Origin of the sequence: Cryobacterium sp. TMT1-2-2 (assembly GCF_004403505.1) — a bacterium.
In the GTDB taxonomy this organism is placed as follows: Bacteria; Actinomycetota; Actinomycetes; order Actinomycetales; family Microbacteriaceae; genus Cryobacterium; species Cryobacterium flavum.
The window spans coordinates 109,724-132,728 of record NZ_SOGS01000017.1; the positions used below are offsets into that span (position 1 = coordinate 109,724).

General features: G+C 61.4%; 18 protein-coding genes, 1 tRNA gene and 1 pseudogene. 14 read left to right on the forward strand and 6 right to left on the reverse strand.

Going from position 1 to position 23,005, the window contains the following annotated elements; all coding sequences use genetic code 11:
• Window position 1: 1 nt before the first annotated feature.
• Both E3T35_RS12440 and E3T35_RS12445 read right to left on the reverse strand, forming a co-directional pair.
• Window positions 2–83, reverse strand: a tRNA-Leu gene (locus tag E3T35_RS12440).
• Between the two features lie 15 nt (window positions 84–98).
• Window positions 99–1,025 (reverse strand): LysR family transcriptional regulator, encoded by a 927-nt coding sequence (locus E3T35_RS12445; RefSeq protein ID WP_134379347.1) that lies wholly within the window; start codon window positions 1,023–1,025, stop codon window positions 99–101.
• Between the two features lie 159 nt (window positions 1,026–1,184).
• Here E3T35_RS12445 and E3T35_RS12450 point away from each other — a divergent pair, with 159 nt between their 5' ends.
• The 7 genes from E3T35_RS12450 to E3T35_RS12480 all read left to right on the forward strand — a co-directional run bounded on the left by E3T35_RS12450 (window position 1,185) and on the right by E3T35_RS12480 (window position 9,341).
• Window positions 1,185–2,591 (forward strand): MFS transporter, encoded by a 1,407-nt coding sequence (locus tag E3T35_RS12450; RefSeq protein WP_134379349.1) that lies wholly within the window; start codon window positions 1,185–1,187, stop codon window positions 2,589–2,591.
• 99 nt (window positions 2,592–2,690) lie between these two features.
• Window positions 2,691–3,500: a 3-hydroxybutyrate dehydrogenase gene (locus E3T35_RS12455; protein ID WP_134379351.1), complete on the forward strand. Its 810-nt coding sequence runs from the start codon at window positions 2,691–2,693 to the stop codon at window positions 3,498–3,500.
• Window positions 3,501–3,658: 158 nt separating this feature from the next.
• Window positions 3,659–4,090, forward strand: a complete 432-nt coding sequence (locus tag E3T35_RS12460) for a Flp pilus assembly complex ATPase component TadA (protein ID WP_134379353.1) — start codon at window positions 3,659–3,661, stop codon at window positions 4,088–4,090.
• A 153-nt stretch (window positions 4,091–4,243) separates the two neighbouring features.
• A complete protein-coding gene (locus E3T35_RS12465) occupies window positions 4,244–5,326 on the forward strand; it encodes a tyrosine-type recombinase/integrase (RefSeq protein ID WP_166789936.1) in 1,083 nt (360 codons plus the stop codon).
• 1 nt (window position 5,327) lies between these two features.
• Window positions 5,328–7,853 (forward strand): tyrosine-type recombinase/integrase, encoded by a 2,526-nt coding sequence (locus E3T35_RS12470; protein WP_134346493.1) that lies wholly within the window; start codon window positions 5,328–5,330, stop codon window positions 7,851–7,853.
• Complete coding sequence (locus E3T35_RS12475) at window positions 7,853–8,506, forward strand: DUF6262 family protein (protein ID WP_035879849.1); 654 nt, start codon at window positions 7,853–7,855, stop codon at window positions 8,504–8,506. The genes E3T35_RS12470 and E3T35_RS12475 overlap by 1 nt, the downstream gene beginning before the upstream one ends.
• 433 nt (window positions 8,507–8,939) lie before the next feature.
• A complete protein-coding gene (locus E3T35_RS12480; protein WP_134346492.1) occupies window positions 8,940–9,341 on the forward strand; it encodes a hypothetical protein in 402 nt (133 codons plus the stop codon).
• 358 nt (window positions 9,342–9,699) lie between these two features.
• Here E3T35_RS12480 and E3T35_RS12485 read toward each other — a convergent pair whose 3' ends face one another.
• A complete protein-coding gene (locus tag E3T35_RS12485; RefSeq protein WP_134346491.1) occupies window positions 9,700–11,466 on the reverse strand; it encodes a hypothetical protein in 1,767 nt (588 codons plus the stop codon).
• 505 nt (window positions 11,467–11,971) lie between these two features.
• Here E3T35_RS12485 and E3T35_RS12490 point away from each other — a divergent pair.
• The gene (locus E3T35_RS12490; protein WP_255578011.1) at window positions 11,972–12,886 is read left to right on the forward strand and encodes an acyltransferase; all 915 of its coding nucleotides are present in this window, start codon (window positions 11,972–11,974) and stop codon (window positions 12,884–12,886) included.
• On the opposite strand, the gene E3T35_RS12495 is transcribed toward E3T35_RS12490, so the two are convergent.
• From E3T35_RS12495 to istA, 3 genes are all read right to left on the reverse strand, one after another.
• Complete coding sequence (locus tag E3T35_RS12495) at window positions 12,869–14,368, reverse strand: glycosyltransferase family 39 protein (RefSeq protein ID WP_134346488.1); 1,500 nt, start codon at window positions 14,366–14,368, stop codon at window positions 12,869–12,871. The two genes, E3T35_RS12490 and E3T35_RS12495, sit on opposite strands and share 18 nt — an antisense overlap.
• A 356-nt stretch (window positions 14,369–14,724) precedes the next feature.
• On the reverse strand, window positions 14,725–15,507 hold the full coding sequence (gene istB, locus E3T35_RS12500; RefSeq protein ID WP_104134114.1) for an IS21-like element helper ATPase IstB: 783 nt from the start codon (window positions 15,505–15,507) through the stop codon (window positions 14,725–14,727).
• Window positions 15,507–16,757, reverse strand: a complete 1,251-nt coding sequence (istA, locus tag E3T35_RS12505) for an IS21 family transposase (RefSeq protein ID WP_104134113.1) — start codon at window positions 16,755–16,757, stop codon at window positions 15,507–15,509. Before istA ends, istB begins: the two co-directional genes overlap by 1 nt.
• Window positions 16,758–17,369: 612 nt before the next feature.
• On the opposite strand from istA, the gene E3T35_RS12510 reads away from it, so the two are divergent.
• The 6 genes and pseudogenes from E3T35_RS12510 to E3T35_RS12535 all read left to right on the forward strand — a co-directional run bounded on the left by E3T35_RS12510 (window position 17,370) and on the right by E3T35_RS12535 (window position 22,996).
• Window positions 17,370–18,077, forward strand: a complete 708-nt coding sequence (locus tag E3T35_RS12510) for a S8 family serine peptidase (RefSeq protein WP_158251185.1) — start codon at window positions 17,370–17,372, stop codon at window positions 18,075–18,077.
• Entirely contained in the window at window positions 18,074–18,913 is an 840-nt protein-coding gene (locus E3T35_RS12515; RefSeq protein WP_104082778.1) for a hypothetical protein, read from the forward strand. The genes E3T35_RS12510 and E3T35_RS12515 overlap by 4 nt, the downstream gene beginning before the upstream one ends.
• The gene (locus tag E3T35_RS12520; RefSeq protein ID WP_134379357.1) at window positions 18,910–19,545 is read left to right on the forward strand and encodes a hypothetical protein; all 636 of its coding nucleotides are present in this window, start codon (window positions 18,910–18,912) and stop codon (window positions 19,543–19,545) included. The genes E3T35_RS12515 and E3T35_RS12520 overlap by 4 nt, the downstream gene beginning before the upstream one ends.
• A gap of 811 nt (window positions 19,546–20,356) precedes the next feature.
• Window positions 20,357–21,166 (forward strand): annotated as a pseudogene (locus E3T35_RS12525) (CpaF family protein); the annotation flags it as partial.
• Window positions 21,163–22,020: a type II secretion system F family protein gene (locus E3T35_RS12530; protein WP_134346495.1), complete on the forward strand. Its 858-nt coding sequence runs from the start codon at window positions 21,163–21,165 to the stop codon at window positions 22,018–22,020. The pseudogene E3T35_RS12525 and the gene E3T35_RS12530, both read left to right, overlap by 4 nt.
• Before the next feature lie 13 nt (window positions 22,021–22,033).
• Window positions 22,034–22,996: a type II secretion system F family protein gene (locus E3T35_RS12535; RefSeq protein WP_134379361.1), complete on the forward strand. Its 963-nt coding sequence runs from the start codon at window positions 22,034–22,036 to the stop codon at window positions 22,994–22,996.
• Window positions 22,997–23,005 lie beyond the last annotated feature (9 nt).

A 23,005-nucleotide genomic window follows, 5' to 3' on the forward strand; every position in this document is an offset into this window, starting at 1 on the left:
GTGCGGGAGAGGGGACTTGAACCCCCACGCTCGAAAGCACAGGAACCTAAATCCTGCGTGTCTGCCAATTCCACCACTCCCGCGGGTGTGTTCCTAGTCTAGATGGTGGGGTCGTTGCCGAGCAGCGCTGCCGCATAGGACTCCATCTGGGCGCGGAGCGCAGCGACGAGCGCCGCCACCGCCGGCAGCCGCAGTGACTCGGTGCGGAGGACCATCCAGTACGGCAGTCGTTCCTGAAAATCTTCCGGCAGCAGGCGCACTAGATCACTGTGCTGATCGGCCATGAAGCAGGGTAGGAATCCGATTCCGGCGCCGGCCCTGGTTCCCTCGACATGCACGAACACGTTGGTGGAGCTGAGCGACTCCCGCATCTGCGGGACGAGCCGCCGGGGGGCGTCGAGGTCGTCGACCTGAAGCATCGAATCCACAAAATAGACCAGCGGATGCTCGGTCAGCTCGGTGATGGTGGTCGGTGTGCCGTGGGTCTTCAGGTACTGGCGTGAGGCGTACATTCCGAGGTTGTAGTAGCCGAGCAGAATGGACTCGGCCCGGTGCACCTGGGGTTCACCGACGACGATCTCGATGTCCAGCCCCGAACGGTGCTGCAGGGCGCGGCGGGTGACGGTGACGATTTCTACCCGCAACAGCGGATGCCGTCGCTGCAGGGTTGCCACGGCCGGAGCCGCGATGTAAGCGCTGAAGCCGTCCGTCGCCGACATGCGCACCACCCCCGAGATCTGTTGGGCTTCACTGTCGGAGCCACGCAGCAGGGTGACGGCGGATTCCACTCCCTCGGCCGCGGTGCGTGCGCGTTCTCCGAGCTCGGTCAGCTCCCAGCCGCCGACGGCGCGCGCCAGCAGACGACCGTCGAGGGCCTTTTCGAGGGCCGCGATGCGCCGCGACACGGTGGTGTGGTTCAGGCCCAGGCTCTCCGCCGCGGTGGTGAACCGGCCGGTGCGGGCGACGGCCAGAAAGATGAGCAGATCGTCGGGATTGGGAGCGGTACCGATCGCTGGAAAGGTCATATCTGCAATTATGCACATGCGTTCTGTCGTTTTGGCTCTTGTTGCCCGCCCGTCGTGCGTGAATACTCAGTCAAGTCGTGCTTCTGTTGTAGACGACCGAATTCTTCCCGCACACCTCACGCCAAGTACGTGTCATTGACGACACAAAGGAGACAGACAATGAGTGTCAATCAACGCGTTGGGGCTGCCGGTTCCGGCAAGGCCACGCGCACCGCTGGCAGCGAAACCGAGAAATCCGGCCTCAAGAAGATTGTCGCCGCTTCCATGGTCGGCACGGTCGTGGAATGGTACGAGTTCTTCCTCTACGCGACTGCCGCCAGCCTGGTTTTCGGCACGGTCTTTTTTCCTAACGCCGGCAGTGAGCTTGACGGCATCATCGCCGCGTTCCTCACCTATGCTGTTGGATTCATCGCCCGCCCGCTTGGTGGCATCGTCTTCGGTCAGATCGGGGACAAGCTCGGACGCAAGCACACCCTGCAGGTGACGATCATCATGGTCGGTGCCGCCACCTTCCTGATGGGCTGCCTGCCCGGCTTCGACACCATCGGCTACTGGGCTCCGGCGCTGCTCGTGGCCCTCCGCTTCATCCAGGGCTTCGCCGTCGGTGGTGAGTGGGGCGGCGCCGTTCTCCTGGTCGCCGAGCACAGCCCGAACCAGTCCCGCGGTTTCTGGTCGAGCTGGCCGCAGGCCGCCGTTCCGTTGGGCAACCTGCTCGCCACGCTCGTGCTGCTCACTATGACGTGGATCCTTCCGCCCGAGCAGTTCCTCAGCTGGGGCTGGCGTGTGGCCTTCTGGCTCTCTGCGATCATCGTCGTGATCGGTTACTACATTCGCACCCATGTCAGCGAAGCCCCGATCTTTCTCGAGGCCCGCGCACAGGTCGAAGCAGAGAAGGCCGTCAACTACGGCGTGCTCGAGGTCGTGCGCAAGTACCCGAAGGGTATCCTCGGAGCCATGGGGCTGCGGTTCGCCGAGAACATCCTGTATTACATCATCGTGAGTTTCACGATCGTCTACCTGAAGACCGTGCACGAATACGACACGGGGCAGTTGCTGATCGCCCTGCTCATCGCGCACGTCGTGCACTTCATCGTGATTCCGCAGGTCGGCCGGCTTTCCGACCGCATCGGCCGCAAGCCCGTCTACCTGGCCGGTGCTGTGCTCGGTGCCACCTGGGCGTTCTTCGCCTTCCCGATGTTCGACACGCTGAACCCCGTGCTCATCATTCTCGCCGTCACGGTGGGCTTGTGCTTCCACGCCCTGATGTACGCGGGCCAGCCCGCCATTATGGCGGAGATGTTCCCGACCCGCATGCGTTATTCGGGGGTGTCGCTCGGCTACCAGGTCACGTCGATTCTGGCCGGCTCCATGGCGCCGATCATCGCGGCCGCCCTTCTGCAGCAGTACAACACCTGGGTTCCGGTTGCCATCTACATCATGGTCGCCTGCGCGATCACGGTGGTCGCCGTAGTCACTCTCAAGGAGACCAAGGGAGTGTCGCTGCGCGAGGTCGACGCCGTGGACGCCCGCAAGCACGGGCTCGAGCCCGTGAGTACCGGCAACTGACCCGGCTCGTGTAAGCCCGGTCAGAGAGGCGGGGCGCCGTTGGTGCCCCGCCTCTCGCCGACCCGCCCCGTGCAGCGATCGTGCAATCTAAGGAACATCATGACTGATCTCACCGACGCCGTCAGCGTCAGCGCTATTCCCACCGCCGAACAGCCCCTCGCGGGGCGTCGCGCCCTGGTCACGGGCGGTGCGAGCGGCATCGGCGCCGCCGTCGTGCGGGCGCTCGCCGCCCGCGGCGCGCACGTCGTCGTTGCCGACATCGACACGGCTGGTGCTACGGCACTGGCCGAGGAGGTGGGCGGGTCGATCTGGACCGTCAACCTGATGGACACCGAGGCCCTCAGCGACGAGGCCCTGGCCACGGCGCTGAACGGCGTCGACATTCTGGTCAACAACGCCGGAATCCAACGGATCAATCCGATCCAGTCCTTTGCGCCGGCCGATTTTCACAATATTCTGACCCTCATGCTGGAGGCGCCGTTCCTGCTGATTCGGGCAGTGCTGCCGCAGATGTACGCGGCCAACTTCGGACGCATCATCAACGTATCGTCGGTGCACGGCATTCGCGCCTCGCCGTTCAAGAGCGCCTACGTGACGGCCAAGCACGGGCTCGAGGGCCTGTCCAAGGTGACCGCGCTCGAGGGCGGCGCCCACGGGGTTACGAGCAACTGTGTGGCTCCGGGCTATGTACGCACGCCCCTGGTCGAAAAGCAGATCACCGACCAGGCGCTCGTGCACGGTATTCCGGAGGCCGAAGTGCTCAGCAAGATCATGCTCACCGAGAGCGCGATCAAGCGGCTGGTGGAACCGGCCGAGGTCGGCTCGCTCGTGGCCTGGCTCGCCTCCGACGACGCCGCCATGGTCACCGGTTCGAGCTACACGATGGACGGCGGCTGGTCGGCCCGCTGACGCTGAGTCGGCATACTGCACCGGCCAGGCTGGCCCTGACGGATGATCGCAACGGATGCCCGACATCCGTTGCGATTATTTTTGCTGTTCAGGGAACAGAAAAACAAGCCCTGTGCATAACTTGCCCGAGAATTCTTAAAACAGGCCATCATTCGGGGATGACCGAAGCCGTTCGTATCATCACAGAGCAAGTGCGAATGCGGGTGCGCCGTGAAGGCGTCGACCTGGCAGCGAACAACACCCTGGTGGAGCAGTATGTGCGCGACGAACTGCGCCGCTACAGTGAGCGGGCGCTAGGCGGGCTCGCCCCAATGATCGCTGACGAGCACCAGGCCGCCCGCGAGGTTGTGGCAGCGCTCACCGGCTTCGGCGTGCTGCAGCCGTTTCTCGACGATCCGGAGATCGAAGAAATTTGGATCAATGGTCCGGCCCGAGTATTCGTGGCGCGCGACGGCGTGCCAGAGCTCACGACTTTGTTGCTCGCCGAGCAGGACGTGCGCGACCTGGTCGAGCGGATGCTGCAGGCCTCCGGCCGCCGCGTCGACCTCTCGTCGCCCTTCGTCGACGCCTCCCTGCCCGACGTTATCTAGCCATCCTTAAGAGGCGTCATCAACAGTCAGCACCGATGAATATCGGCCCGGTCGATGACGGATGTCGGCGCCGCACGCTACGGTCGGACGATGCGAGATGCTCATCCTTACCACTTGGACGTCGCGACTCTCCCTGACGGAGCTAATCGCTACGTGATCCTCGACCGAAATGACGATCTCCATATCGCGTCCTCCTGGCTCACGTCGCTCGCGGATCTCGGTCGATCACCCAACACGATCAAGAGCTATGGCCGTCGCGTTGCTGCCTACCTCAGCTGGACATCGCCAGTGGTCGATTGGCGGGCTGCTTCCCTAGCTCACATGGTCCTGTGGCGGCGAGCCCTCTCGGCCGATGGAGCCCTGAAACCACGCTCGGTCGACATCTCCTTTGTCGCACTGCGTGCGTTCTATGAGTGGGCCGATAGTCGGGATCTAATCACGTCCCGGGTCGTACCTCAGATGTCGGAGGTGAAATATTACGCGGCCGGTACGGCAGGCGGCGGCGAGCATGGAAGTAGGCGCCGGGTCACTTCACCTCGTCTGATTAGCCGGCACGACTCAACGGATGACTTGGGCAAGGAATGGATCAGCGAAGCCGGACCTCGTGAAAGGTTGGAAGAGCTCACCCTGCGAAAACGCGACAGGTTCTTGATCGATCTCATGTACTTCACTGGGGTACGTTCCGGCGAGGCACTGTCACTGTTCACCCGTGATATGCATCTCGGCGGAGGCAGCAAGAGCTCAGGCTGTGCTTTGCGAGATCCGCACTTTCACGTGCGGATGAACAACCCGGTCACCAACGGCGCTCGCGCAAAGGGACAGGCCCGCACGCTGTACACCCGGCAGCACCTCGTGGACTCATACATCGACTACGTCATCGAGCGCGATGCGATCCTCGGGAGTCGTGATTCGTCGCCGCACATGCTTGTGAACCTCTACACCTCCAGTGATAGCCAGGGTGATGCCATGAAGTATTCGAGGGTTCTTAGCCTCGTGAAGCGGTGCGGGCGCGAGATCGGATTCCCGCTGACCGGGCCACATATGCTGCGGCACACGTTCGCCACCCGCCTAGCTCGCGGTATCGATTGCGAGCCTCAGCCGGCTCCCGTTATTCAAGCCCTACTCGGACACCGCAGCGCGGATTCGACGAAGGTCTACACGCACGACATGGAGGCCGCGAAGCTGCAGGCGCTCATGACCCTTCCTTCCCGCCGATTCGACATGAAAGCCGATTGACGTGACCGATCTTGCAGTTGCCCCACCGCTCGACAACCACCCGAATCCGAGGCCGCGCTTGTCGTGGACGGATTACTTACAGTCGCGCATTCGGCTCGATTGGCGACCTGGCGAATTCGACCCCGAGACACTGCTTTACGTGCCCGACCCCGATGATCCGAGCACCTTTCTATCGCGATGCTCGAAAGCGGGCTGCGACGTGCGAGTTCAGTCAAAGCTGTGCCCGATTTGCTTCAACGAACGAAAAGCAGCGAAAGACATTGCTGGTGCACAGTTCGATCTGGATGCTTGGCTTGCGATCCCACGAGTGCGCCACGCTCGGGTGATGGACTGCGGAATTTTGGACTGCCAGCGCACAGCCCTCACCACCGGGCTTTGCTCCACCCACCGAAGTGGGTTTTGGCAATGGCGGAAGAAGACCGGCGAAGAGTCAAAAGAGGCCTGGATCGCGGACCGCAACCCAAAGCCACTCCCTCCGCGTCCGCGCTGCGTTGCTCTGGTGTGTCATCACGATGCGCACAACTCCAGCGGCCTCTGCGACCCGCACGAGGGCACTTGGCGGAAATGGCGAAAGCGGCTACCAAAGCCTTCCTCCGACGACGACTCCGTTGAATTCTGGCTCAACAATCATTTTGAAGTGCCCCTCGACTCTGAGGCAACGTCTTCCTATGCGGAACTCGGTGCGACACCATTCCACTTGCTGAACCCCACCGTTCGGCTCGAGCTGCTATTCGCCGTCCAGCAACGCGACGTCGACGCCCAAACTCAGATGCTCCCGCTCATGCTCCGCACCGCCTACCAAGCATTAAGACGCTCTAACACCGCGACCGTGGTGGGACGAAAAGAGCTCGGGCTTGAACCAACCCATACGAACTTCGCTGGGTTCATCCGTGACCTTCAGGTCCGAATCGACGAAGCTCAGCGTGAGTGGCTTGGTGCCGAGCTCCGCCCCCGAGGGCTCTACTTTTACAGTGACCTCGACCTGACGCCCTCGGTGAAGGTAGTTAGCCGCACAGCTAGCTTCGACCTGACACATCTCCGTCTGGATTGGTGGGCTGACTCTATCCATTCCTACCTCCTCGAAGCCGGCCCGCACGGCAGAAACCGCGTCCAGAACACTGTTGCGCTCGCGCCCCTGGTCGACCGAATCCTCAGCCAGCGCGGGACACCCCCCACGGCGCTCGGCAGAAAAGACATCGACGCCGTCGTCGCCGCTATACGGACCCGCTGGCCATCAGACCAGTCGCAGAGAACTCACATCGCCGCTATGCGCGCCGTTCTCTCGTTCTCTCGGCTCAACTCCGAATTCCTGCCCATCTGGTCGAGGATTCCGGCGAACTTCACTCTCGATCCCGCGCGTCATCGATCGACCGGAACCATAAGCGGAAGCGGTAGAGATAGCGACGAGTCATTCCGATTCGTTCCTCAACCAATCGTGGACTGGATGATGGATCACCTCCATCTCGTTAGACGAACCACGCCCTATCGGACGCTCGAAGCGAAGATGATGCTCTACATGCAGGAGCGCTGCGGGCGCCGTACAAGCGAGACTATGCGGCTGCGACGCGACTGCATCAGCTACGACAGCGCGGGCCAGGCCTACCTCGACTGGGACCGAGTGAAGGCCCCTTACGGGCCTGGGCCCAGGCTGCCGATCCACCAAGACGTCCACGATGCAATTCGAGAATGGGTGAATATCCAGAAGGAACACGAAATCGAATCGGACTGGCTATTCCCGGCCGTCGAAAGCCGCAAGGACAAGCCGCGATCTGCTTCCTTCCTGGTCGACCGCATGAGCGACTTCGTTTCCGTGATCGAGCGTGAAGCTCCGTTCCCGGGCGAAGTGGAAGGGGTTGAGGGCAACCTCATCTACTTTGACCTCTCGACTATCGATCCCTACGCTTTCCGACACGCATTCGCACAACGCCATGCGGATGCCACTGATGAGAACGGTCGATCCACGTTTCAAGCCGAGGACCTGCAACGATGGATGGGCCACAAGAGCTACGAAACCACGATGGGCTACTTCCGGATCACAGCCAGACGTCAACGGCACGCGCTCTCTGCATTGCCCTCACGGCGCCTGAACTTCCTAGGGTTACCGGTGGTAATCGACAGGGAACGCGATGCGTTCGGGAAAATCGCCGTCTCTCTCGGCACTTGTTCCGAAGCGAGCAACGTCGCAGCGGGCGGACACAACTGCGCTCTGGAGCACGCTTGCGAATCGTGCCCGTTCTTCCTCATCGATCCATTCGAAAAAGATGGTCTCGCGGCGAAACGCCTCTACTTGAAAGCGCAGGTCGAGCGGGTCTCGATCATCGCTCCCGACAGCCACATGATCGACCACTACACATCCCGCATCAGCGACTGCGATCGAATCATCGCCGGCATCGACATTTACATCGCCGGGCTCCCCGAGCCAGACCGGCTCGCGATCGAGAGTGCGCTCACCCACATGGCCGGCATACGCCGCCGAGCGACCGCCAGCCGGCGGATCGACCTGCGACAGATTCTTCGAGAGTCCTGATGACTAACAGCAGCACAGAGGGACTCCGCGCCCATCACGCCCGAGTCTCGCTTTCCAAACAAGAAGCCGTGCTGGCCGCGATTAACACCCTCGCCGATCAGGACGCCATAGTGTCGGTCGCGGCAGTCGCGCGAACCGCGGGGGTCTCTCGCGAGTTCATCCATAGCCACACCGAGCTCCACACCCGAGTGAAACAGCTGACCCTCCGCCAATCCGCCGCCCAACTCCTAGTTCAGAGCGACCAGGCCGACCTGGATGCGGGCCGCTCGGCCGACAAGTCGACGCTGATGCGCAAGGTGCTTCGACAACGTGCTGAGATCGAAGATCTCTTGGCGAAGGTCGCCAAGCTGGAGGCGGGGAGGGCTCGATACTTGGGCGAACAGCTGCTGCTCTTGGATGCGTCACCGCGCGTTGACAATGTGGAAACCATTGTGACGATGGAACGGTTGCAAACGGACAACGGTCAGCTGCGTGGCGAACTCGATGAGGCGATGTTGTTGATTGCGCGACTTCGTGATGATCTAGGCGGCGCTCGTTTGGCGCTGGCGCAGGCCCTCACGACGGGCGACCTTCCGAGCGGTGTGGTCTCGATCGAACGTCCGAGAAACAGCAGGTCGACCCCCTCCAAGCCGTCGTCGTCGCCCGCTCTCTAGATCGACGCTGACTGTCACGTGACAGTCCAGTTCGGATAAATTGCCATCCCTGGACACGGTGAATACGCAGATCTGGCGATCGGCGAGCCGGATATTTTGTCAACCTACTTTGGACAAAGCGCACTTGAGGCCGGCTGGGCCTGAGAGTTTCATAACGCATGGGTTTCGAGGCGCTTCGGTTATGAGACAGTTTGAGGCCGTGGGTCGCCCGCAAGCCGAACGGCTTGCGGGCTTGGTACGGATGTGCTCATGAGCTCAGCCGTCGAATACTTCACCACTGGCGAAGACCTCACCGCCTGGCATCTGTTGTAGTATCCCTCGATATAGCGAATGATGTCGCTGCGCGCTTCTCGTGACGTGCTCCTAATGGGGTATCGCCGGGGTAGAACGCTTGGTACGTTCAGGACCAATTCTTCAAATGGTGGGAGCGGGTATGAAGCTGATGGACACTCGGACCGCACATGGCGTGACGTCGCTCGTGCTGATTGGACTTCTTATGACAGGCTGCACGGCATCCGGTAGTTGCTCAGAATACTCAACGCCACAAGACGCTTTGGAAGCCTCGGATGGTGTTTATGGCGCTGAAGTCACTTCGGTCAATGAAACTAGTCGCGCCGTCACAATCGATACCTTGGGGCAGACTCTCTATAAAGGTGATGCGGTGGGGTTTAAGACCACAATCTCGATTCCCGACTGCGCCGGAAAGGTGCCATCTGTCGGCGACATAATCATCGTATTCTTGGCGCGCGACGGCGACAGCCCACAGGCGCTTCCAGGCACACCCGGCGTAATCCCGAGTGTAGCTAGCGGTGACCTCCCGACCAGCTGGCCATAACCAGGAGACTTGAGGCGCCACGCCTCAACATCAATAGTCGGGCGTGACGCTCGCGCACCGAGCTGCGCGGAGCGCAGCGGAGATGCCGTTGTCAACGTAGAGGTCGTCACGCCGGACCCCTGAGGCGAGGATGTCGATTTGTTGCCGGTCCCTGGATTGTTGGCGCGTCGATACGCGCGTAGGGGGAACCCTCAGCGGGAATCGCTATTGCAAAGGCGCGAATGTAAACCTCAGGGACTCGACTAAATTAGCGACAGTGTGCCGATAGTAAAACGATGACCTCTGGACCAAGTGCGTCGGGCTACCCTTCCGACGCCTACAGTCGCCAAGCACGGAGGCCGTGGTTCTGCCAGCGTGCCTAGCTAAGCTTTACCGGCGACTTAGATGGCTTCTCGAATGCGGACCGTATGCGGTTTGGCAGCGCGTCATACTTGGGGTGCTCCGGGATACCGGTTAGCCCCCACGGGTACGTTCTAACAACCGCATCCGGATCCGTACTCATGTAGGCAGTCGCGTACATGACGAAAGGCTGCCCATCGACAGGCCGGAGGTTCAGCTTCATTCCGGTCGCCGTTCCGGCCTCGAAGGCCGCGACAACTTTTTTGCGATCCGGGACTATCGCATGATGGGTGTAAAGCCTGACCTCTCCCAAGCGCAAGGTCGCGCCAAACATCTCCAATCCCCACTCGGGATGACTGACGACTATAGCTACTCCCTTGTCTAGCAGGAGCTCGAACCCTTCATCCTTAGTACCCGAGAGGGTGGCGGTGATTGAATTTCTAAAGGGCAATGCCACGGGCTTACCAGCGAGCATGCTCACCACTGCTCGTGCCCATACCCTGTCCGTGTGATCCGCTCCCTCAGCTGGGAAGCGAAACGTCACGTCGAGCTTGTCCTCGATGATGCACAGATCCTCCACTAGCTCTATAAGCCCGTGGTCGGGGTCGACGTCGATCGAGTTAGAGAGACTGACACGTATGGTCGGGTGTTCGGCAACGGTTAGTCGGATTTCGGTATCTGGTTGCAGATTCTTGAGGAATCTGAGCGCGTGGCGAACTTCACGTGGTGTGGCGCCGGCTGGGTCGAATTCGAGTGCGACGCTACCGCCTTCCTCGAAGGTGTCGGAGAACCGCCAACGGAGGTCCAAGCCCCCGAGAAAAGTGTTTTCAATAGTGCCCCCTCCGTGGCCTCGAAAAATCGCTTTCGTTGTTCCGGAAAGCTGCGCAAGGAAGACGCTTTTCTTGTCATAGAGCTCGGCCTTTATCGTTTCGGTGACACTCTCTCCTGCACCGCCGATGTGAAGTTCCCCGCCCGTGGAAGTTTCGGCGAACCATTCAGGGCCGATCTTGCGAAACTGTTTAATGACTCTCTCCGGTAAGACGGTTGTTCCGGAGCCGCCATATTTCAGCTTGTCTACGAACTGTTTGCGGAGGTTTTCATCGGCCGGCCCGAATTCAGCTTCGATGGTGATGGAGAGTGGTTCTCTCTCGGACGCGTCCTCACGCTTCGCGTGCAGCGTTTCGACGTAGGTCCCGTCAGGTCCGATAGTGACTGCTGACAGCCAGTATTGGCTCCGCCCATCGAGCCCCTTCTGGATCCTGGCCATTTCGGCGTGGAGGTCTCCCGGCTTCGCAAGCGCCGCTTCTGGGCGGTTCACTGCCCGCAGCACCTCCACGGCTTCGTCCCGACTTAAGTAGGTCTCCATGTTGGGATGTTTGCTAAGTAGCCCGTCGAGCTCCGCTGCGCCCATGATGCGGATTGTGACTTTCCTATCGCCACGCATGCTCGATACAAACTTGCGTTCATTTATGGTCGGGTTCTTTGGGAACACCAAGGTCCAGACCGGCGGCTGATGCTCCATCGCGTCCTCGAAGGATTTCTTGATCTGTTTGCGACGTGGCCGAAAGCCCCCAGAAAATCCCTCCGGGAAGTGCTTCAGTTGAAAGATGTGCGTGAGTTGGTCGGTCCTTCCGACTCTCACATCAATGTCTATGCCGCCGTCGCCGCCACGACCATCAATCGCCTGAGCGCGCAGACCATCGCCGGTGTACTCAGCGACGAGCAGCGCTTCAACCGACTTATTGAAAGTGTCCTCGTCCAATCGATCCCAGATGATCTTGCTCATGAGGAAGCCTCGACTTCATTTGAGAAAGCCGAGCTGTGCATGGGCATCCACTGGTAGGGAGCGGGGACAGGAACCCCAAGGCCATTGGCGATGTCTAGGGGAGATCGGCAATCGGCAAGTACCCGATTCGCCGAAGTGATCTTGCTGTCCCTCATGACTCCCCATCTTCCGCCGAAGCACCTTTGATGCGCGGCGGACCGGGCTAACTCGAGCATAGCGTCGCCTGACGCTCAAGCGACCGACTGCATGACGCGTTTGCCGAACCCTTTGCGGGACCGCTCGAGGGCATAGCGAGGGTCGCTTTTCGCGCGAATGATCCGCACTGCCATACTCGATGGTGAGGCATAGCGCCTCGTCAGCCGATGGCGGGGGGTGCGGTTATCAGACCCACGAACAACCTTGATGGGCTGCGCCTGCTGTCCGCCTTGGCCGTGATCGTCGGCCATTCCTTCACCCTCACCGGCCTCGGTGCGGCCCCCGGGTCCTCGGGATACCCGTCCACAGCCTGGGCCTGTACGCGTTCTTCGCGATCAGTGGATACCTGATCGCGACCAGTTGGGCGAACAATCCAGCCCTCGTGCCGTTCCTGGTCAACCGGACTCTGCGGATCTTCCCCGCACTCGTGGTCGTTGTCATGGTCACCGTCCTACTGATCGGCCCGGTTGTCAGCACGTTGACCCCCGGACAGTACTTCCGGGACCAGATGGTCTACCAGTACCTGCTCAACCTGCTGCTGACGGCCCAGTACGAGCTGCCCGGGGTATTCGAGGCCGGGCATAGGTCGACCGCGGTGAACGGGGTGCTCTGGACTCTCGGGCTCGAGTTCATCTGCTACCTCGTGGTCGCCGTCATCGGGCTCTTCCTACGCACCCGGTCCTCCTGGGGGTACCTCGTCTTCGGCCTTCTCGCGCTCACGTTCGCCCTAGTTCCGGTCGCAAGTCCCGCTCTGGCTTGGGCGGGGTCGGCCGGGACCACGTGGGCGTTCTTCGCCGTCGGCGCCCTCCTGAGCCGTGCTCCGGCAAGATTGCTCAATGTCAGGCTGGCGATCGGGGTCGTGACGCTGTGGGTTGCGATCGCGCTTCTCGTCCCGATCGTGTCCCTCGCGGCGGCCTGGCTTGCTCTGCCGTATGTTCTCGTTGTGGCCGGACGGGCGTCGACTCCGGGGGTTTGCCGGGCCGCTCGATTCGGGGACCTCTCCTACGGCCTCTACCTGTGGGGGTTCCTCGTCCAGCAGCTCGTCATCGACTGGTTCGGCATTCTGTCCTGGTCGATGAATATCACCATCGTGACGGCGACGACCGCGGCCATCGCCGCATTCTCGTGGCACTTGGTTGAGAAGCGTGCTCTTTCCCACAAGATCCACCGGGTTACGACACGACCTCCGGGAGATCCCCGGCCGGCGTCAGCCGTCCCCGTCTGAGATCGGCGGGAGCTCGTACAGGGCGATGACCGAACGGTTGGTCTCGTGGGGTTGCTGTTTGACGTATCCCAGAGGGAGCAGCAGGTTGTTGGTGTCGACCATCGAAGTACCCGCCTGAACCACCCAGATGCGGTCCACGTCTGCCAGGTGCGAGCGGATGTCAGGCCACGCGACCGTCACATCAGAGAAAGTCCCGGTCGTGGTGAACGGGGCGATGAAGGCGATGTCCTGCACATGGGCGAAGTGGTCCGGGTACGCATACAGCGCCTGCCGCGGCCGGAGCGTGACAGAGCCGGTGTCCTGCAAGTAGATTGCATCGCCGGGCAGCGCCTGAGAGTCGATGTAGTCGGCGATCTGGGCCAGGTCGCTGCCCCCATTCTTTCCAACCGGGCCGCGCTGAGCAAGGTAAGTCGGAAGACCAGCCAAAGCGACCGCGCCGACGAGGATCCACGTCACCACGGTGCGGGGCGTGCGGGTGAACGCGACCGCAAGGACGACAGCCATCCCCGGGACCGTGAACGACAGATACCTCGCCGTGTAAAGCGGCCCGATGAGCGCATCCGCGACCAGGAGCAGCAGGAGCGGGAGTACAACCCAGACGGCGGCCAAGCGCAGCAGGCCCCCGTCTCGGCTGGCTAGGACCCGGCGACCGCGCACCGCCAGGACGAGGATCGTGACCCACGCGATCGCCGCGACCAGCCAGGAACTGTCGAAGGCGGGCTCGACGAGGATCGTCCACACATTCACCACGGGCTGATCCGAGAGCCACGCGATCTGCTCCTTCTGTCCCACACTCACCACCAGCAGCGGCACACACGCGACGACCACCACGAGCGCTGCGACCGCCCACCTACTCAGCACCCTGCGGGTGCGATGATCCAACAGCAGCACCACCGCGTGCACGGCCAGAAGCAGAACCGAGTACAGGAACAAGTACGTTCCAGTGACGACGGCTAGCGCGTAGAGAGTCCACCAACGCCAGGACGGTCGACGGGCCGCGACCAGCAATATGAGGGTGGCCCAGACAGCCACGGCCACGCTCAACGCAAAAGACCGCGCCTCGATGCCCATGTAGGTAGTGCGAGGCAGGATCGCAAAGAGAACCCCCGCCACCACCCCCACACGGAGGCTCCCGACAGAGGCGACCAACAGGACGATACCGGCCGCCGCGGCGCCGACCGCGAGGGCGGACAGCGACCTCGTCGAAAACTCCGACTCTCCGAATGCCCCCACCCACACCTTCATGACCGAGTAGTACCCGGTGTGGACCGCGTCTTTCTGCCCAAGGAACGCGAACAACTCTGCCCAGCTCAACCGTGCAGCGCGGAGAGTGGCGACCTCATCGCTCCAATAGGACGGCACCCCCGAGGCGAGCAGCGAGACCGAGACAGCAAACACGCCCAACAGGCCGGCCGAACGTCTCCCCCGATACCGCTGGTCACTCGCATCGACTATCTGGAACGGTTCTAGAATCGCGCGCACACATCTCCCGGCTCAATACCCGAGCCTAGCTCCACCTCTCAGACAGACCCTCGAACGTCCGCATGACCACAACTACCTCGATCGCAGTCAGCGAACATCGCTAGCACTGTCCGTAAGCCGGACCCCCTACGGACGCTCCCTCGCGACAACTGGGCTCCGCATCGCGCTTGGGCGGGAGGTGCCCGTAAGACCCGCCCGTTAAGGATTCGCGCTCAGGTGCCTTTAACGCGACAAGGTTTCGACCGTTCAGACCGTCTCATAACCCGTGGGTTCCGAGGCACATTGGTTACGAGTGTCAGCGACGGTGAAGAAGTAGGCCAAATACGACGGTGGAAAACTAGGCCACTGTTGTCTTGTTATTGTGCCGCGTTCTGGGCTCGGACTGAAGGCAGGGATTCGATTCCGGTGTTCTGGAGTCGATAACTGGCGCCTTTCAAGGTGAGGACGTCGGCGTGGTGGACGATGCGGTCGATCATGGCTGCGGCCACGATTTGGTCTCCGAATACGTCACCCCAGCGGGCGAACGCGAGATTGCTGGTCAAGATCAGCGATGCGTGTTCGTAGCGACTGGAGACGAGTTGAAAAAACAAGTTCGCGGCGTCTTGTTCGAATGGAATGTAGCCGACCTCGTCGACGACGATGAGGCCGTAACGGCGGAGCTTGATCAGTTCCAGGGCGAGTCGGCCCTGTTGGTGGGCCGTTTGCAGCCGGGCCACCCAATCGACGGCAGTAGCGAACAACACCCGGTGGCCGGCATGGGCGGCCTTGATCCCTAATCCGATCGCGAGATGCGTTTTCCCTGTTCCTGGCGGCCCGAGCAGCACCACGTTCTTTGCTTCGGCCAAGAACGCTCCGGTTCCCAGGTGTGCAATCGTGTCGCGGCGCAGCGAAGGTTGGTGATCGAAGCTGAAGTCTTCGAGGGACTTGCGGGCAGGAAACCCGGCTGAGCGAATGCGGATCTCTGCCCCCGACGCTTCCCGCGCCGAGACCTCCCGGGAGAGAACCGCGGCGAGATATTCCTCATGGGACCACGACGCCTCTCTGGCTTGATCGGCCAGCCGGGTCGCCGAGTCGCGAATGCGGGGTGCTTTTAACGCTCGGGCCAAGTACTCGATCTCGCTGCTGGTCTGATTTCCCATCACGCGACCTCCTCGTCGCTGACGTTCGGGATGGTGGTGTCGAAGTCGACACCGAACGCGGTGTCGTAGTCAGCTAAATCTCGGTGCAGGTCCGACTCGGTCGCGGTGGCAGCTGCAGGGTGTTGGAATGCGTGCCGCAGTCGCGCTGCTTGGGTGACATGAGCGGGGTCGGTAATGGTCTGCGCGGTGGACCAGACCCGCAAGTGACAGGCCACGACCTTGTCGTCGAGCTTCACGATGACCTGGGCAAGGTCGGCGGACACGTCGACCATCCGACCGATGCCGGTCGGATCGACGGAGTAGTCGTTGCCGGCGACGCGGACGTAATAGTCTCGCGGCAGCCTCACCCTCGAGGAGAATCCCACCACCGGAGCCACCGGCGGAAGCGGGAGCATCGCGGCGCGATCTTGTTCGATCAGATCAACCGGTTTGCACCCGAGGCTGCGAACGGTCCGGTGGTTTGCCTTCGACGACAACCAGCGAGCCAATTGCCCGTTGAAGTCCTCCGGAGACAAGAAGGTGCGTCCGGGCAAGAACGATGTTTCCAGATACTGATTGGCTCGCTCCACGATGCCTTTCGATTCGGGATCGAAGGGTTTCAGCTGCACGATCTTGGTGGCCAGCATTCCCACGAAGGCGCTGACTCCAGCAGCGAAATGGTTACCACGGCCGATGCCCGCCTCGTTGTCCCAAATCAGCCGTCGCGGGACCGCCAGTAGTTGGGTGAGGAGCAGATGCCACATACCCGCTAACAGATCCGGTGTCGTCCGAGAAGGCAACATCACCGCGCAAATGGTGCGAGAGAACCCTGCCACCATCACCAGCACCGGCGGGGAGCCGAACTGACCAGCACCGAGAGGAATCTTCACCGGCGGGAACCACAGATCACACTGCGTTTGGTCCCCAGCGCAATGCAATAGTCGGTCTGCGGGATCGGCGGGCGCATACTCCGGTCGCAGTCGGGCAACCGTCTCACGAAGCCAGGAAATCGACCCGGTCCATTTCAACCGTTCAGCTACCACTGTCGCGGGCATCTTGGGATACTCAGCGAGCAGTTGCCGCAATCGCGGTTCCAAATCTCGCATCCCCGAGGGCCGGTCGGGCCGGTCATATTTCGGCGGTTCATCTGACGCGATCGCTCTGGCGACCGTGTCGCGCGCGATGCCAAGCTGCCGCGCTATCTCGCGTTGCGATACGCCCTCGCTCAGGTGAAGGCGACGAACCAAAGCCCAATCTTCCACTGTGATCACCCATCTATCGTGCTTGGGTGGCCTAGTTTTAAACCGTCGATTCTGGACTACATTTCAACCGTCGCTGACAAGTTGGACCCGCTCGTCGGGCGTCAGGGTTTCGCCCACTGAATGACGAGATGGTCGGATCTGTAGAAGTCGGCATGGCTGTAAATGACAGACTGTCGCGCACGGTCGAGGGACTGATACCGGTAGGTGCTGAACCGCACGATTGAGTGGGTGCTCAAGTCCTCAAATACTCAGTACTCACCGACATCGAAAAAAGAGAGATGCCCATGCTGGGCGAGGACGGAACTCAAATAGCCGCTTAATCGTCGCCCACATGAAAATTCCGTTGACTATTTCCGGATGGAGTTGACGCCGCGAGTTATCTCCGCCAATCTGAGTTTCACACGACATCTGGTTCGTGAGCATCGGGGGGAAAATGATGTTTCGAAAATGGGCGGGTGGATCGTATCGCCTGCGAGACCAGCCATTTAATGAACCGCTGCCCGGGGTAATTGTTCCGCGCGTGAAGTCAACGCAACGCATGTTTTGACCTCTCTCCGAGGGGGTCCCCGCAGACGCCCCGCGTTCCTTTCGACGTCAATCATTGTCGTCACAGCCCTTCTGTTGATAGGTTGCTCATCGGCATCGATCACGCCGGCGGTTCGAGACACAGTCGCGATCGCTCTCGTCGATAGCGGCCTCAACGATGAAAACGTCGACTTTAGCTGTTTTCATGTTTTCGATACTGACGCCGACGACCAAGGGCACGGCACTTTAGTCGCATCGATCGCAGCAGGAATCGATGAGGATAGCTGTCCTGCGTGGGCCCATCGAGTCACTTGGATTAGTTACTCCGTCTTCACTGCAGGAACCGCGTCGGCAGAGGACGTTGCGGACGCTATAGAGCAAGCTATCCGGGACCAGGTGGACGTCATTAACGTCAGCATCGCGATCGGGACGGACACCCGGGCCTTACGTGACTCGGTGAAACGCGCCGTTGAATCGGGAATCGTGGTGGTCGCGGCTGCTGGAAACAACCAAGGGATGGGGGCGGGCTACCCCGCCCGATACCCGGGAGTTATTTCCGTCGGCTCATTAGATGCCGCGGGCCATCCATCAAGCTTCTCGGCTATTGACCATGTGAATTACTTCGCACCCGGTGAAGACATTCCCGCGGTCGACCGCACGGGGGCCCGGCAGCTTGTCACCGGGACGTCAGCGGCTGCAGCAATGACCTCGAATCAAATCTTGAAAAGCTTGCTCGGCGTAGCTAAACCCGATTCCACCCTGTCCGCACTGATCGCTCACCAATCAAAGGAAGACAATCAATGAAAAAGATCGCCATCGGAGTCGTAGCGGCGCTGCTGCTCTCTGGATTCGCTTACTCGCCCGCGTTCGCAGAGACCAGCTCTGCCCCGGTAGAAGCTTCAGGCAGCGGGATGGTTGACGAGGAAAAGCTTGAATCCGCTTTCAACGACGCAGGATTGACACTGGAAGACGTGGACGCCTCGCTCACTAAAATCTCAGTCGAGACGACATCGGATTTGGGATCTGGCGAACCTGTCACGGCGCTGACAACGTTGTCGTTTGAGGACAGTAGCGCTCTTTTTTCTCTAGGGAGCATCGACACCGACTACAACGCCAACTACTCCATCCAGATACAAGAGTTGAACGACGAAGCCACCTCGTTCACCATGACAGACCTGGCCACTGGTGAGACAGAATCATATGCCGATGACGTGGGCTATGCCGCCTTCGTGCCAGTACTGGTTCTGGGAATACCTATCGCTCTAGAGATCTTGAAAACACTCCTGGTGGCATCTGCAGTTGTCATCGTCGCTGGTGTTACGTGGATCGCAGCCACTAACGCAATCGATGCCCTCAATAAAAAGGGATCAAGCTACCAACATTTCCGCGCAATGATTCTAAACGGCAAACTCGTGCTTGCAAATGGTATGTCGCTTTCCGCGGCCATCACATGGGGCCGCGGGGGGAAAGACACGTGGTCTCGCAGCGAGGCCGGCGCGCTCGCAGTTGCGAAAGGAATCAAAAACGGCCTGGCCGTAGTCGGACCTGAGCGCGATTCGGGCGGTCGCGGAAAATTCGCACACTTCCACCCGAGCAACCGCACCCCCGCAATGCACGCCTTTTTCGGACTACCCAATTGATGGACAATCACGAAGCTGACGACCGTTCAGACCTCCTGGCACGGTGGAAGAAGACCAATCCTCAGCGATGGACAACGGACGCCGTTGAAGAACACTTGAAACAGGGTTTTTGTGCATATGAAATCCCGCTCGAGGCCATTACACGCACTGACTATTCGAACGATGGAGAAGTCCGCGAGGACTTGATCTACTCGCTCTACACGATCACTCATCCGGACGTCCTATCCCGCCTGTACAGCGCAGAAGAGAAGGAAATGAAAGATGTTGGTCCTGATACGTACGATGAAAGCTGGCGGGGACTCTTCCTTCAAGAAACTTCGGGCAGTGACACTGACGATCTTGGAACGGCGCCTCTTGGAGACGCGTCTTGGCTGGCATACAACCTTCTAAACACTCAACATTTGGTGGGCCAACGCACCTCCATCGTGCTCGAGCAAGAAGACGGCCTCGTCACTGGTGCCAAGGTTTATGGGATGTCTGACCACCTAACGACGTACATGACCGCGCTGACCGGATACAGAGAGACTGGAACAGAAACTGACCAAAATTACTACTCGATGAAAACTGGCGACGTAAACGACGAAGCCTTCGTCTACTACCTCGACTGCCTCGCGCGACACAGCTTCATCTAGCCCGATACGAACAACACCTGTCAGGCTGCGGATGCTGACCCACGGTGATGCGGCAGAATTATGCTAGCTGCCGCTATCACCCGTTGGTCAGCACCGTAGTCTGACTCGTCAGAGGAACCTGCCAAGAAGTCGCCCTTGATGTGCCTCGCCCGGAGGCCAAAAAGCGGCCTATTCGATCCTGCGATGTCCGCGATCGCATAGTGGCCACCGGCCGCAGCCAGTTAATCGAACACCCCCCTCACGACGGAAATATTTCTCGGCCCATAAGCACACTGTCGTGCCGGCGTAAACGCGACCGTGGCATCAACTGCGGTCGCGACAACTGCCCTGCCCTGGAAAACTCCGCCATTCCACGAAACGGCTGTCTCGAAACCCTAGGGATACGAGACGCCTCATCGGCTAGACCTGTTCATTCCCCAGATCCGCAAGATTTTGCGATGCCCCAAGTCTTGTAACTACGTCGCACAACCATTAGCTCCCATCTCGGTACCCAACGTTAGTTATGTGACAGGTCGAGAGTGCCGTGATAGAGCTGATCGGATGCGCCCGAGTATCTAAGCGCCAGCAATGCCCGCGCTACTTTTATGGCAGGGCACGCGCCCTAGGACTGATGCCAGGCCAGACCGCCGGTGAGACAGAGACGAGCGACGGTTCTAGGACTGCGGCCGGGCGAACTCGCCGCTAAACATCGGCGGACTGTCCGGACTAGATGGCAGAAGTCCGAACTAGCGTGTCACGTGACACTGACATCCGCTGACTAAAATCGCCTCCCCATTCGTGTGGATAACTAGGGCGTGGCTAGATAACCGGCGGTTCCCGTCTTCACGTGGTGATCCCCGACATAACGCGCAAATACTGGGCCGTGAATATTCGCAAGTTCACCCGGCGCATCCGCGACCTCAACCAATTGGTCGGGCTGGGTGCGCTCACCCAGCAGGCCGCTGATTTTCTGCGGATCTGCGTGCTCGGCGGGCAGAACATTCTGGTGTCCGGTGCCACGCAGACCGGCAAAACCACGATGCTGAACGCTCTGCTCTCCTCGACCCGGCCAGGCGAACGCATCGTGACCGTCGAGGAAACCTTCGAACTCGATCTGTCGGCGCGGGACGTCGTCGCCATGCAGTGCCGCCAGCCGAGCCTGGAGGGCACCGGGGAGATCACCCTGCGGCGCCTGATCAAGGAGTCGCTGCGGATGCGCCCCGACCGGCTCGTCGTCGGCGAGGTGCGCGAGGCTGAGAGTCTCGACCTGCTCATCGCCCTCAACAGTGGTCTGCCCGGGATGTGTTCGATTCATGCCAACAGTGCCAGGGATGCGCTCGCGAAGCTCTCGACCCTGCCGCTGCTGGCCGGCCGCAACATCGACTCCTCGTTCGTGCTCCCGACCGTGGCAGGCTGCATTGATATCGTGGTGCACTGCGAAATCGACCGGCACGGCCGAAGGCGAGCCACCGAGATCATCGCCCCGAGCGGCCAGCTGGCGGGGTCGACCATCGAGGCGAGCCCGCTGTTCCTCTCGCCGCACGGGCACCTCGAGCCCACCGGTTCGCACCCCACGAAGCTCGCCAAGTTTCGGGCGGCCGGCGTCGACCCTGCGTCGGTGTTGCGGCAGGGGGCCGCATGACTCTCGTACTGGGGTGCCTGCTGGGTAGCGGTCTCGTGCTCGTTCTCGCCCCGTTCCTCTGGCCGGCCGGATCCACGCCCAAACGTGCCGGAGTGGGGGAGCGGATGCGGGTGCGCCTGGTTCAGGGCGGCCTGCGGTCGGTGCCGGTGCCGGCGTTCCTGGCGCTGTCTGCGATCGCGGGGGTGGCATCCGCTGCCCTGGTGCACGGAATCTTCGCTGTTCTCGCGCTCAGCGCGGTCGCCGGGCTGGTCGGGCTGCTGCTGCCGTGGCTGATCGTGTCGTGGCGGGCGGCGGCCAGGCGTCGCGCCAACCGCACGGTGTGGCCCGACGTCGTCGACCATCTGGTGTCGGCTCTGCGCTCCGGGCTGGCGTTGCCCGACAGCGTGAGCAGCCTCGCCCAGGCCGGACCGCCGGCGACGCGCACCGCGTTCGCGCAGTTCGAGCGTGAATACCGCGCCACCGGCAATTTCACGTACTGCGTTGACGAGCTCAAACGTTCCCTCGCCGACCCGGTCGCCGATCGCATTCTGGAAACCCTGCGGATGGCGCGAGAGGTCGGCGGAAGCGACCTCATCCTCGTGCTGCGCAGCCTCGCCGCCTGGCTCAGGCAGGATGCCGCGGTGCGGCTCGAGGTGGAAGCCCGCCAATCGTGGGTGGTCAATGCAGCCCGCCTCGGCGTCGCAGCTCCGTGGATCATTCTGGTTCTGCTGGCCTCCCGCCCCGAAGCCGCCATCGCCTACAACTCGCCGGCTGGCATCGTGGTGATCGCGAGCGGCCTGGCCCTGTCTGTCATCGCCTACCGAGTCATGATCGCCCTCGGACGTCTGCCGGAGGAACGCCGATGGTTTTCGTAGGCGGGTGTCGTCGATGAGCGCCGCCCTGAGCTCGTCTGCCCTGAGTTCGTCTGCACTGGGCTGGGCCGTACTGTGCGGTACCGGCCTCGGGGTGGGGTTGTGGTCGCTCGTGAGCCTGACGCCGCGGCTGACCCGGCCCCGACTGATTGACCGCGTGGTGCCCTACATCCTCGATATTTCCCCGGAAGCGCGCCACATTGTGGCCCGGCGAACGGTGAACCCGCTTCCCGTGCTCGGCAGCCTGTTCGCCCCACTGTTCGGCGCGCTCACTCGGGGGCTGTCGAGTCTTCTCGGCGGCAGCGACACCGTTGCCCGGCGTCTGCACCAGTCCGGCTCGGCGAAAACTGTCCTGGAGTTTCGCTCCGTGCAATTGGTCTGGGCGTTGCTCGCGTTCGCTGTTGGAACGGTGGTCACCATCGTTGCCCTGCCCGAACTTTTGCTGCCCGCCCGTCTGGTTGTACCGTTCGTTGCAGCGATCGGCGGGGCGATGCTGCGGGATTGGCTGCTCCAGCGCGCAGCGACCGCACGCTTGGCGCGCATGCGCAGCGAACTGCCGACCATTCTGGAATTCCTCACGTTGTCCCTGTCGGCAGGGGAAGGCATCCTGGACTCGATCCGCCGGGTGTCGCGTACGAGCTCGGGGGAGCTGTCGCGAGAATTCGCCGGGGTCGTCGCCGACGTGCACGTCGGGGTGCCGATCGGGGCGGCGTTGCAGTCACTGTCGCGCAGCATCCAATTGCCGGAGGTGACCCGGTTTGTCGACCAGGTCACCGGTGCACTCGATCGTGGGTCGCCGCTGGCCGAGGTGTTGCGAGCGCAGGCGCAGGACTCCCGCGACCAAACCAAGCGCACACTGCTCGAGCTGGCCGGCAAGAAAGAAGTCGCGATGCTCGTGCCACTGGTCTTTCTGATTTTGCCGATGACCGTTCTGTTCGCAGTTTTTCCCGGGCTGGTTGTTCTGCAGGCCGGGTTCTGAACGCACCGC